The following is a 12,393-nucleotide window of genomic DNA, read 5'->3' as shown; positions in this document are numbered from 1 at the left end:
ATACTCTAAAAGCAGTCTTTGCTCTGTGTTCGAGTGGCGACGGTGTTACTCATTTGGGACGCTCGCGTTATTAGGTAACGCTCCGACGCCCCTTCTTAAAACTACCTTCTCGCTCTCTTTCTTTGCGACGAGCTAGAATCTCTTTCTTCCTAGCGGCTGTCATCATTTGCAGAGCTGTCTCCAACCGACGCAGGCTTCGAGCTTCTTCTTCTCGACCGAGATGCTTTAGCAGAGCTCTGAAAGTAAAAATTTGATGACGCAGAAAGCTTTTTGCTATGAGGCCCTTCTTTCCTTCGGAAATAAGTCCATCAATATACCAGTCAATATTTTTTTTATTTAAGTCGACACGGCGGCCATTAGTATCCAGCGTATTCATGTAGCGCATAAGCACTATTGAATATCTTGCAAGTGTGTCTGGGGTTAACTGTTCGCCATTATTACTAGTAAGAGGAGCCAATAGCGGCGTTAACTCATTACACTGCACGCCAAGGCGGTTTTTTACACCCGGACGAGCTCCAATGTTGACAGTTTTATGGCGCTCATACGCAGCTACGATGCGTGCTTCCATTTCTTTATTGTTCATTAAGCATTCTCCATAATATTATTGAATTTATAACCCTGCCTGGACATTAATAAGCCCAGGCATGTGTAGAATGATTAACCGACTGTAAGGTCAAGTTCGAAGCCTTCGACAGACATAAAGACAGCGTCTGTCAGCTTAATTTCACGCTGTCTCGCACAGAATATTTCTGAAAGCATGTGATATAACTTTTCTGAAATAAGCACTCTATTGCCCTCAAAAATGGCCCAGTGCGAGGCAAGGTCGCTCTCATCAGTTGTTCGAACAACTAGCACATTGGCTTCAGAAGAAAAATTGCCTTCCGCCGTTTTTAAGGAAAACATTCCGCCTCCGATCCAAACGTCATGCTCCTGTGTTTTGCTTTCAAAAATCTGTCGTGCGTTATGTATCTGCATGTCATTTCCCTTGTTAATTAAGATGAAGCAAACAGTCGTTTGCATGATGTACGGAAAACTAAGCACGAAGGTACTCATGAACAAAAGACCAATGGCTAATGAACTAAGAGACTAAGAGACTAAGAGACTAAGAGACTAAGAGACTAAGAGACTAAGAGACTAAGAGACTAAGGGACTAAGAGACTAAGGGACTAAGGGACTAAGGGACTACTGAAGTTTTATGAAGGATTTTCAATAACACAACGTTATCATTGCAACCTGTTGATTGCTAGCATTATTAGCTCACGCAGAAGGTTTCCTTGCCTTCAACGTGCACCGCCATTGGAGCCCTTTCTGTGCCGGCATTTAACTGAAAGGCTATTAGAGCAGTCTTTTTATCTTGTTTGATTGGCTATTAGGTTTGGTTCGTACCACCTGACATTTATCAAAGATCCGATTAAAAATATACAAGTGGTAACCAAATGTACTTAGAGAAAAGCAAGGATATTTAAACTAATGCATAATGGTCTATTCTTACGGAGTCCTCATGTGGAAAAGTCGGGACAGGCAAGCTGCCCCTCGACTTTTCCACAATCGTCTTTTACCTCTGAGTGCGCTTTAAGTTTGCGCTCCGCGCTCAACAAGTATTTTTTATTTTGTATAAAGAAGATTATGCGTATGAACAGTAACAATGATGATGACTATGGGTATGATCTCCCCTTGATCGTTCAGTTGCTATCAGTACATAAGCCTCTTCATAGAAATGATAAAACTGATAACCTTTTGATAGATTTTGGCGAAATCGAGGAAATCGTCGATACTAATGCGGCATGGTTAGCTCGCTTGTTTTTTCAGCATGGTTTTCCTTTGTCTCGCCGAACCACCGTCGGCGATAAGCTTGAAGCATTAGCTGCCGAAATCGAGCATTGCAGCCTGACAGCTGATATTGTGATTGTGAATGGCGGGCTCGGGCCAACGACGGATGATTTAACCGCTCAGGCAGCGGCAATTGCTGCTGATTCAGGGCTGGAGCAATCCGATTACTGGGTACAGCAAATGCTGGCTAAGTACCAGAAGCTCGGTCGAGAAATGCCGCAAACGAACCTAAAACAGGCCATGCTGCCGGAAGGTGCGGAATTGCTGGAGAACCCGATTGGTACTGCCTGTGGTTTTGCGATGAAGCTCAATCGCGCATGGCTCTACTTTACACCTGGCGTCCCGCGTGAATTCAAAAAAATGGCCGAGGAGGAAATTCTCCCTCGCCTGAAATCGAAGTTTGATGCCATCCATGCATTAGACTGTCATCGTTTTTACACTTTTGGCTTATCGGAGTCGGGTATTGGCCAGACATTGGCTCCCTTGAATTTACCTGCAGGTTATGAGGTTGGGTATCGTTCATCGTTGCCATTTATTGAAGTGAAGCTTTTTACCCCACGCAGTGATAAGCAAGCGATCTCATTTCAGCAGAAGATGATTGATTTACTTGGTGAAAACGTGGTGAGCATTGATCAAGAGTTGCCCCAATATGTTGGCAAACTTCTGGTTACTGCCGAGCAGAACCTGACAGTTACCGAGTACTTTACCGGTGGCTGGTTGACTAACTGGTTACAGGATCATCCGGACAGCCGCAGTGCCTTGCTGCAGGGCTGGATGCTGCCAGCAGAAGCCGAGTCGGAAATGGATGCTAGTGATTCACTGTCAGCCGCACTGGCGACAGCATCCGCGGCGCGTGAAAAGACGGGCTCTCATTACGCATTAGTTTCTGGATCCTATCATGAGGAAGGGGTCGCGGTTGCGCTGGCAACGCCGGAAGGAGATTGGGCACAGGTGGTTAAAACCAAGCGTCGCTATGAGTATCGAGCTCACCGTAATATAGTCGCGACAGTAATGCTAGATATGCTAAGACGCTACCTTACTGGAAAGGTGGTTATTGGTCAGTATGAGTCATTGAACTGTGAGCGGGAAACTTTTTTGCCAGCAGATACTCGTGTTGGTTAGCCATTGATGGCTTTTTTCTCTGGCCGCAGAGCTTTTGCCAATTGATAGTCAAATTCAACTTCGACGTGGGTTTTAGGCACCGAGCAGCAGGCTAATACTTCGTTAGGGGCAACAAAAGCCATTGCGTCACTTTGGGCGATGGCACCCGCTTTCAGTTTGCAGCGGCAAGCCCCGCACATTCCGTTACGGCACTGGTATTCTGGCTGAAATCCGGCTTGTTCCAGTTGGTTGAGTAGGGGCTCACGGCTATTGCCGTGAACCTCAACACCATTAACCTTAATGGTGACTCGACTCATAGTTCGAAGTCGCCCAGATCGTCGGCACTAACATCGTTATCGATTTGACCAACCAGGTAAGAACTGATTTCCGCTTCCTGTGGTGCAACCTGTACGTTGTCTGAAGACAACCATGAGTTGATCCATGGAATCGGGTTTTGAGTGGCACCCGGATATGCTTGCTCAAGGCCGACAGCTTTCATACGCAAGTTGGTGATGTACTCAACATACTGACAAAGAATGTCTTTGTTCAAGCCAATCATCGAACCGTCTTTGAACAGGTATTCAGCCCACTCTTTTTCTTGCTCCGCGGCATCTTTGAAAATCTCGAAGCACTCTTGTTCGCACTCTTTGGCAATTTCTGCCATTTCAGGATCATCCTGGCCAGTACGCAGCAGGTTCAGGATGTGCTGAGTGCCTGTTAGGTGAAGGGCCTCGTCACGTGCAATCAGTTTGATGATTTTGGCATTGCCTTCCATCAGCTCACGTTCTGCAAAGGCAAATGAACAGGCAAAGCTCACATAGAAGCGAATTGCTTCTAGGGCATTCACTGACATCATGCACAGGTAAAGCTTCTTCTTGATTTCACGCAGGTTAACCGTAATGGTTTCGCCGTTGATAGTATGAGTGCCTTCGCCAAGACGGTGGTAGTCGTTGGTGGCAGAAATCAGATCATCATAGAACTTCGAGATATCGCCTGCGCGCTTGATGATGTGCTCATTGTCTACAATGTCATCAAATACGATCGCCGGATCGGTCACAATATTACGGATAATGTGAGTATATGAACGCGAGTGGATTGTTTCAGAGAAAGACCAGGTCTCGATCCAGGTTTCCAGCTCAGGGATCGACACGATTGGCAGTAGCGCGACATTCGGACTGCGTCCCTGAATTGAGTCCAGCAGCGTTTGATATTTCAGGTTGCTGATGAAGATGTGTCTTTCGTGATCTGGTAGGTTGTTGTAATCAATACGGTCACCAGATACATCTACTTCTTCCGGACGCCAGAAGAAAGAAAGCTGCTTTTCGATCAGCTTTTCAAAAATTTCAAATTTCTGTTGGTCATAACGAGCAACATTGACAGGCTGGCCAAAGAACATCGGTTCTTTTAGCTGATCGTTGTTGGTTTGACAAAAAGTGCTATACGCCATTATATCCTCAACATCAAAGGGGAGCCCGAAGCCCCCATTGAATTAGAGCCAGTTTATTTTCAGCAGGAAAGGCAAACTGGCCCTAGTATCTAGTTAAATCTTGCAGCTTGTGCAGTCGTCTGCACCCATATCGCCCTGGCTATCAGAAGCACCATCACGGGTGTTATGGTAGTACAAGGTTTTCACGCCGAGTTTATACGCTGTTAGTAGGTCTTTTAGCAAGAGCTTCATCGGCACTTTTCCGCCCGGCTGAATGCTTGGGTCGTAGTTCGTATTGGCTGAAATTGCCTGGTCGATGAACTTCTGCATAATACCTACCAGCTGCAGGTAGCCATCGTTATTGCCGATGTTCCACAGTAGCTCATAGTTGTCTTTGTACTTGCTGTACTCAGGCACAACTTGCTTTAGGATACCGTCTTTCGATGCCTTCACCGACACGAAGCCGCGTGGAGGCTCAATACCGTTGGTTGCATTTGAGATCTGAGACGAGGTCTCAGATGGCATCAGCGCTGACAGGGTCGAGTTGCGAAGACCGTGGGTCTTGATCTCTTCACGTAGCGTTTCCCAATCGTAGTGCAGATCAGCGCTGCAAATCTTATCGATATCTTTCTTGTAGGTATCGATAGGCAGAATACCCTGGGCGTAGGTTGTCTCGTTGAATGACGGACATGCACCTTGCTCTTTTGCCAGACCCACAGACGCTTTCAGTAGGTAGTACTGCATGGCTTCGAATGCCTGGTGAGTCAGGTTGTTTGCGCTGCCGTCTGAGTAGCGAACGCCGTGCTTCGCCAGGTAATAGGCAAAGTTGATCACACCCACACCCAGAGTACGACGGTTCATGGTTGAACGGCGCGCAGCAGGTAACGGGTAGTCTTGATAGTCAAGCAGGGCATCCAGAGCGCGAACAGTCAGCTCGGCCAGCTCTTCCAGATCATCCAGTGAGTCGATAGCACCCAGGTTAAATGCCGACAGGGTACATAGTGCGATCTCACCGTTTTCGTCTTCGACGTTATTTAGCGGCTTGGTTGGCAAGGCAATCTCAAGACACAGGTTCGATTGGCGAATCGGTGCAACAGCCGGGTCAAACGGGCTGTGGGTATTACAGTGGTCGACGTTCTGAATGTAGATACGGCCTGTTGATGCGCGCTCTTGCATCAGCAAAGAGAACAGCTCGATAGCTTTGATGGTCTTGCGCTTGATGCTGCTGTCTTGCTCGTATTTTACGTAAAGACGTTCAAACTCGTTCTGATCGGCAAAGAACGCATCGTATAGGCCAGGAACGTCTGATGGCGAGAACAGGCTGATGTTTTCACCTTTGATCAGGCGAGTGTACATCAGTTTGTTGATCTGTACGCCGTAGTCCATGTGACGGACACGGTTTTCCTCAACACCACGGTTGTTCTTCAGTACCAGCAGCGATTCAACTTCGCCGTGCCAGATTGGGTAGAACAAGGTTGCAGCACCGCCGCGAACACCACCCTGAGAACAGCATTTAACCGCTGTCTGGAAGTATTTGTAGAATGGAATACAACCAGTGTGGAAGGCTTCGCCACCACGGATCTCTGAACCCAGGGCACGGATACGACCGGCGTTGATACCGATACCGGCACGCTGAGAAACGTAACGGACAATAGAGCTGGCCGTTGCGTTGATCGAGTCAAGGCTGTCGTCACACTCAATCAGTACGCAAGAACTGAACTGGCGAGTCGGGGTACGAACGCCTGACATAATCGGTGTCGGAAGCGAGATTTTGAATGTTGATACGGCATCGTAGAAACGCTTGATGTAGTCAAGGCGGGTTTCTTTCGGGTATTTACCGAATAGACATGCCGCAATCATCATATACAGGAATTGGGCGCTCTCAAAGATTTCACCTGATACACGGTTTTGAACCAGGTACTTGCCTTCAAGTTGCTTCACGGCAGCATAAGAGAAGTTCATATCGCGCCAATGGTCAATATAGCTGTCCATCAGTTCAAATTCTTCTTTGGTATAGTCTTCGAGCAAATGGTTGTCGTACTTACCTTTTTCTACAAGATTCGTTACGTGATCAAAAAGTTTAGGTGGCTCGAACTGACCATACGCTTTCTTGCGCAGGTGGAAAATTGCTAGGCGTGCAGCAAGGTATTGATAGTCTGGCGTTTCTTCTGAAATCAGGTCAGCCGCTGCCTTGATGATGGTTTCGTGGATATCTTCAGTTTTGATCCCTTCGTAAAACTGGATGTGAGACTTTAGTTCGACCTGAGATACCGAAACATTTTCCAGGCCTTCCGCGGCCCATGTAATGACTCGGTGGATTTTATCCAAATCGATACTTTCTTTGCGTCCATCACGCTTGGTAACAGTTAGCTGTTGATTCATTTTTGGTCTTTTTCCCAGTATTTCTTGAATAACAGTGTTTTTTGCAACTTTAACAATAAGGTTAGCAAAGATTGTGATCTTTGTTGCATTCCCTGTTGTCAGTGAAAAACACTATATATTGGGGTGTTGAGCTTATGGGGTTACAAGATAGTGATGAATTGGCACTAATGCAAGGTGGTAATTTTTGACCGGCTGTGGATAACATGGGGATGTATAAAAAAAAGTTAGCGTTCACTAACCGATTTGGGCAGATACGCCAGTATAATAGGAAAAATCAAATTAAATCCGTAGCAGATTTTTGCATCAGCAAAAAAATAATTCTTGATTTTTATCGTTTATCGCTTACTAAAAGATGCTGCGAACTCATTGATTAAGAAATGACTTATTTGTGCTCTTTTTGAAGTTCGAGCATCTCAATCAGGGCTTCGGGTCTTGGCAATATTCCATGTGCTTGCCAAGTTTCGGGGGAGTGATCTTCGCCGATATACCCCCAGCCAGCAACATAGCCATGCATGCTGGCTGCCCGGGCTGCAACCATATCTTTTTCTATATCGCCTATATAGGCACATACAGTATGTGGAACCCCTAGTAATTCAGAGGCATGAAGCAATGGTTCCGGGTGGGGTTTGGCAACAGTCAGGGTATCGCCGCAGACGATAACCTGGGCCTTCATCAGATCAGGGAAGAAGGGGAGCAGCAGTTCAGTTAGAAAACCGGGCTTGTTGGTCATGATCCCCCACGGGATTTGTTGCCTTTCCAGGTAGTCGAGTAAGTTGGAGATCCCCCTGTAAATTGAAGTCCCTGCGCAAATACTTTGCTGGTAGTAGTCAAGAAATTGCTGTCTTAGTTGCTGGGTGTCCAGGTGGGGAGGGATAGTACCAAATCCGGCGCTGAGCAAACCTTTAGCCCCGTAGCTGGTATTGGCCTTTATTTGTCTGTCAGAGGGCCGAGGTTGTAGTCTGCCAATACTTTGTTAGCGGCTTCTGCCATGTCGGGAGCGGTGTCAAGTAATGTACCGTCAAGATCAAACAGCACAGCTCTGATAGGCAAGCTCATTATTACAATATCCTTATCATAAATAGGTAATACCAAAACAGAACAAGAATCTGATCCAATCAGAGCGATGCCTGCCGATTGAGAGCAATCCAAATTGATGAAGATATAGTGGTGCTACATCAAAGTAATGGTATAGCTATCTTACCCTATTCAATTGAAAGTTGCGGTGCTAACGATAAAAGTTGTGAGTCACTTTTCTTATTGTAGCCACAGAATATGAGGATGTGTCGGAAGTGGGCTTGAGGTGACTTGGATATAACAGAAGGGCGCCTGAAGCGCCCTTGAGAAAATACTATGGCTTAACTGTATGGACGATGTAGTTCACATCAACATTTTTGCCAAGCCAGTAGTTGTCAGTCAGCGGATTATAGTGCAGTCCGGTAATATGGCGATCTTGCAACGGTGTTAGGTCGATCATCGCCAGTAGCTCTGACGGACGAATGAATTTGTTGTGGTCATGGGTTCCTTTGGGAACCAGTTTTAGCAATTGCTCGGCACCAACAATCGCAAACATATAAGATTTGATATTACGGTTTAGTGTCGAGAAGAAGACATGGCCACCAGGTTTTACCATTTTGGCACAGGATGCAATGACCGAGGCAGGATCTGGGACATGCTCTAGCATCTCCATACAGGTCACGACATCATAGGTCTCAGGATACATTTCAGCATGCTCTTCTGCTGTACGCTGAACATACTCAAGCTTGGTACCAGTTTCCAGTGCATGCAGACGGGCAACGGTGAGTGGCTCTTTACCCATATCAAGGCCGGTAACTTCTGCCCCTTCAACTGCCATGCTTTCGGCCAAGATGCCACCGCCACAGCCCACATCCAGGACTTTCTTGCCAAACAGACCACCGGCTTGGTCAATCACATAGTTCAGGCGTAGCGGGTTAATCTGATGAAGAGGCTTGAATTCACCTTCTAAATCCCACCATCGCGAGGCCATTTCTTCAAATTTACTGATTTCTGCCGGATCGACATTCAACTGCTTGGTCATTCTACTTGCCATTTTCCGTAATTGGTTGGCGCTATTATAGCGGAATAGAAGCGACATGAAATAACAGATTCAGCACTGTTTTTTGACAATTAATTAATCTGGGAATAGGGGAAATACAGCAAGAGAAGGCTAGAAGCAGCAGGGGGATAGGCTACTGCTTCGTTAGATGGGGATATCCAAGGCTAATTATCGTTAAACACGAATAACTCGGGGCTGAACGAGCCGGAAAATACGGTCATTGCAGCGAGAATGAGCATTAAGATGTACTTACCGCCAATGATACATAGTCCGATAGTGTTGATTGCTGTGCCAAGCATAACGACCTCACTTATTTTCAAACGAGAAATATTAGAGTGCAGGCCCGTTCTAAACTGCTAAACGGTTGAGTGCAAAAATTATTTTACGCTTCATGAGGTCGATAAAAGTGATGTTTGTCAGAGTTTTGTTCAGCTTTCGGTCAGCTTGGTGGATGAGTTGCATAAAAAGCGGGTGGGTCGTGTTTTTACAATTGGTAGCACTTTTTTCGTGTAGATAAGAAATGCCGCAAAAGCGTTCTGATTGAAAAATAACCATTTGTGCAAGATATCGGCAGCTAACGGCATAAGTTTGTGTCTGATTTTTGGTAAATCCGCTAAATTACTCACAACATAAGTAGTGAAAGGTGTGCCTATCTAGGCTGATTTATGCTATATTCTCGCACCTTGCACGTATAAAAATACGACAGAAATTACCTGAGGGATATTGGCTCCATGAGCGATCTTGCAAAAGAGATCACGCCCGTAAACATTGAAGAGGAGCTGAAAGGCTCATACCTCGACTATGCGATGTCAGTGATCGTTGGTCGTGCTCTTCCGGATGTGCGTGATGGCCTTAAGCCAGTGCACCGTCGCGTATTATTCGCGATGAATGTGCTAGGCAATGACTGGAATAAAGCATATAAAAAATCAGCCCGTGTGGTTGGTGACGTAATCGGTAAATATCACCCACATGGTGATAGCGCGGTTTACGACACGATCGTACGTATGGCGCAACCTTTCTCTCTTCGCTACATGCTGGTAGATGGTCAGGGTAACTTCGGTTCTATCGATGGTGACTCTGCCGCTGCAATGCGTTATACCGAAGTTCGAATGGCAAAAATTGCCCATGAGCTCCTAGCCGATCTTGATAAAGAGACGGTTGACTACGTACCTAACTATGATGGTACCGAGCAGATCCCAGCAGTATTGCCAACGAAGATCCCGAATCTTCTGGTGAACGGTGCTTCTGGTATCGCCGTTGGTATGGCGACAAATATTCCGCCACACAACCTAGGCGAAGTAATTGACGGCTGTCTGGCTTATATCAATGATGAAGATATCACCATTGATCAGCTAATGGATTATATCCCGGGCCCAGACTTCCCGACTGCAGCATTGATCAGCGGCCGTAAGGGCATTATCGATGCGTATAAGACGGGCCGTGGTAAAGTTTACATGCGCTCAAAAGCTGATATTGAAGCGGACAAGAATGGTAAAGAAACCATTCTTGTTACCGAGATTCCATATCAGGTGAACAAGGCCCGTCTGATTGAGAAGATCGCGGAGCTTGTTAAAGAGAAGAAAGTTGAAGGTATCAGTGCCCTGCGTGACGAGTCTGACAAAGACGGGATGCGCATTGTTATCGAATGTAAGCGTGATGCCGTGGGCGAGGTTGTACTGAACAACCTGTACGCTCAGACTCAGCTGCAGACTACATTCGGCATCAACATGGTTGCACTAGACAACGGTCAGCCTAAACTTTTCAACCTGAAAGAGATGCTGAAGTGCTTCGTGAACCACCGCCGTGAAGTGGTGACACGTCGTACAATCTACGAACTACGCAAAGCCCGTGAACGTGCCCATATCCTTGAAGGTTTGGCACTGGCACTGGCGAATATCGATGAAATCATCGAGTTGATCAAAAGTGCACCGACACCGGCTGAAGCTAAAGCTGGCCTTGTTGCACGTGGTTGGGACCTGGGTAACGTTGCAGCAATGCTGGAACGCGCTGGTACCGACGCAGCACGTCCGGAATGGCTGGAAGAACAGTACGGCATTCGTGACAACAAGTACTACCTGACAGAGCAGCAGGCACAGGCAATCTTGGATCTGCGCCTACATAAGCTGACAGGTCTTGAGCACGAGAAGATCCTTGGTGAATACAAAACGCTGCTGGAAGAGATTGCTGAACTGCTGCACATTCTGGGTAGCTCCGAGCGTCTGATGGAAGTGATCCGCGAAGAACTTGAACTGGTTAAAGAGCAGTTCAACGATCCGCGCCGCACTGAAATCACAGCAGCTAGCCACGACATCGATCTTGAAGATCTAATTACTCAGGAAGATGTTGTTGTAACCCTTTCTCACGAAGGTTACGTGAAGTACCAGGTACTGAGCGACTACGAAGCTCAGCGCCGTGGTGGTAAAGGTAAAGCGGCAACGCGCATGAAGGAAGAAGACTTCATTGAGCGTCTGCTGGTGGCCAATACCCACGATACGATCCTGTGCTTCTCGAGCCGCGGCCGTATGTACTGGTTGAAAGTTTACCAGCTACCGTTAGCTAGCCGCACTGCGCGTGGTAAGCCTATCGTCAATATTCTTCCTCTGGAAGAAGGCGAGCGTATTACTGCGATTCTGCCAGTTAAAGAATATGAAGAAGATAAGTTCGTGTTCATGGCAACCGCCGACGGTACTGTTAAGAAGACGCCGCTGACAGACTTCAGCCGCCCTCGTAGCGCGGGTATCATTGCTGTGAACCTTCGTGATGGCGATTCACTGATTGGTGTTGATGTTACCGACGGTAGCGATGACATCATGCTGTTCTCTGAAGCTGGCAAGGTTGTTCGCTTCTCTGAAGAGCAGGTTCGAGGCATGGGCCGTACAGCTGCTGGTGTTCGTGGTATCAAGTTGGCTGAGAGTGATAAAGTGGTTTCACTTATCGTTCCGCACAACGAAGGTGACGTACTGACTGTAACTGAAAATGGTTACGGTAAGCGTACTTCACTAGAAGAATACCCAGCGAAGAGCCGTGCAACACAAGGTGTTGTATCGATCAAGGTTTCTGAGCGTAACGGTAAGGTTGTTGGCGCAGTTCAGGCTGAAGAAGGCGACGAGTTCATGATGATCACCAACGGCGGCACGCTGGTACGTACCCGTGTTGCTGAGGTGAGCCGCGTTGGCCGTAACACCCAGGGTGTGACACTGATCCGTACTGCTGACGAAGAGCTGGTTGTGGGTCTGCAGCGTATCGATGAGCCTGAAGAGGACGATATCCTAGATGCTGATATCGAAGATGCAGAAGTAACGGAAGCGCAAGCGACTGATACTGCAGATTCAACTGAGCAACCTGATGCTGATGAAGCACCATCTTCTGACGAAGAGTAAGCTTAATTAGATTTTGGTTAATAAAAGCGCAGCCTACGGGCTGCGTTTTTTTATACGTCAAAAAGATAAATATGCAGTTAAACAAGAAAGGTTCTGGTCAGTTGTGCTTTTTTGTAAAAATACTTGCCTGCAGGACTTTCCAGAGCAGAGATAAAGGTGTAAAAACGAAAGGAGTTGATCTTTGTCACAGTTGGCACCCA

The 12,393-nt window shown here is 46.8% G+C and carries 11 protein-coding genes; 2 read left to right on the top strand and 9 right to left on the bottom strand.

Going from position 1 to position 12,393, the window contains the following annotated elements; genetic code table 11:
* Positions 1-70 precede the first annotated feature (70 nt).
* The gene (locus tag MD588_RS00915) at positions 71-583 is read right to left on the bottom strand and encodes a hypothetical protein (protein ID WP_265694879.1); all 513 of its coding nucleotides are present in this window, start codon (positions 581-583) and stop codon (positions 71-73) included.
* Positions 584-657: 74 nt separating this feature from the next.
* Complete coding sequence (locus MD588_RS00910; RefSeq protein WP_265694878.1) at positions 658-975, bottom strand: hypothetical protein; 318 nt, start codon at positions 973-975, stop codon at positions 658-660.
* Between the two features lie 657 nt (positions 976-1,632).
* Here MD588_RS00910 and MD588_RS00905 point away from each other — a divergent pair.
* The gene (locus MD588_RS00905) at positions 1,633-2,952 is read left to right on the top strand and encodes a CinA family nicotinamide mononucleotide deamidase-related protein (protein ID WP_265694877.1); all 1,320 of its coding nucleotides are present in this window, start codon (positions 1,633-1,635) and stop codon (positions 2,950-2,952) included.
* On the opposite strand, the gene yfaE is transcribed toward MD588_RS00905, so the two are convergent.
* The 7 genes from yfaE to MD588_RS00870 all read right to left on the bottom strand — a co-directional run bounded on the left by yfaE (position 2,949) and on the right by MD588_RS00870 (position 9,112).
* The gene (gene yfaE, locus MD588_RS00900) at positions 2,949-3,248 is read right to left on the bottom strand and encodes a class I ribonucleotide reductase maintenance protein YfaE (RefSeq protein ID WP_265694876.1); all 300 of its coding nucleotides are present in this window, start codon (positions 3,246-3,248) and stop codon (positions 2,949-2,951) included. The genes MD588_RS00905 and yfaE overlap by 4 nt on opposite strands.
* Positions 3,245-4,378, bottom strand: a complete 1,134-nt coding sequence (nrdB, locus tag MD588_RS00895) for a class Ia ribonucleoside-diphosphate reductase subunit beta (protein ID WP_265694875.1) — start codon at positions 4,376-4,378, stop codon at positions 3,245-3,247. Before nrdB ends, yfaE begins: the two co-directional genes overlap by 4 nt.
* A 93-nt stretch (positions 4,379-4,471) precedes the next feature.
* Positions 4,472-6,739: a class 1a ribonucleoside-diphosphate reductase subunit alpha gene (nrdA, locus tag MD588_RS00890; protein WP_265694874.1), complete on the bottom strand. Its 2,268-nt coding sequence runs from the start codon at positions 6,737-6,739 to the stop codon at positions 4,472-4,474.
* A gap of 382 nt (positions 6,740-7,121) precedes the next feature.
* Positions 7,122-7,637, bottom strand: coding sequence for an HAD-IA family hydrolase (locus MD588_RS00885; protein ID WP_265694873.1), 516 nt, complete (start codon positions 7,635-7,637; stop codon positions 7,122-7,124).
* A gap of 29 nt (positions 7,638-7,666) precedes the next feature.
* Entirely contained in the window at positions 7,667-7,795 is a 129-nt protein-coding gene (locus tag MD588_RS00880; protein ID WP_265694872.1) for an HAD hydrolase-like protein, read from the bottom strand.
* Between the two features lie 292 nt (positions 7,796-8,087).
* Entirely contained in the window at positions 8,088-8,795 is a 708-nt protein-coding gene (gene ubiG, locus MD588_RS00875) for a bifunctional 2-polyprenyl-6-hydroxyphenol methylase/3-demethylubiquinol 3-O-methyltransferase UbiG (RefSeq protein ID WP_265694871.1), read from the bottom strand.
* A gap of 182 nt (positions 8,796-8,977) precedes the next feature.
* Positions 8,978-9,112 (bottom strand): hypothetical protein, encoded by a 135-nt coding sequence (locus MD588_RS00870; protein ID WP_265694870.1) that lies wholly within the window; start codon positions 9,110-9,112, stop codon positions 8,978-8,980.
* Between the two features lie 432 nt (positions 9,113-9,544).
* Between MD588_RS00870 and gyrA the strand changes: the two genes are divergently transcribed.
* Positions 9,545-12,193 (top strand): DNA topoisomerase (ATP-hydrolyzing) subunit A, encoded by a 2,649-nt coding sequence (gyrA, locus tag MD588_RS00865; protein ID WP_265694869.1) that lies wholly within the window; start codon positions 9,545-9,547, stop codon positions 12,191-12,193.
* Positions 12,194-12,393 lie beyond the last annotated feature (200 nt).

Origin of the sequence: Photobacterium obscurum (assembly GCF_026191635.1) — a bacterium.
In the GTDB taxonomy this organism is placed as follows: Bacteria; Pseudomonadota; Gammaproteobacteria; order Enterobacterales; family Vibrionaceae; genus Photobacterium; species Photobacterium obscurum.
Note: the sequence above shows the minus strand (reverse complement) of the source record. Positions and strands in the feature narration are given on the sequence as shown.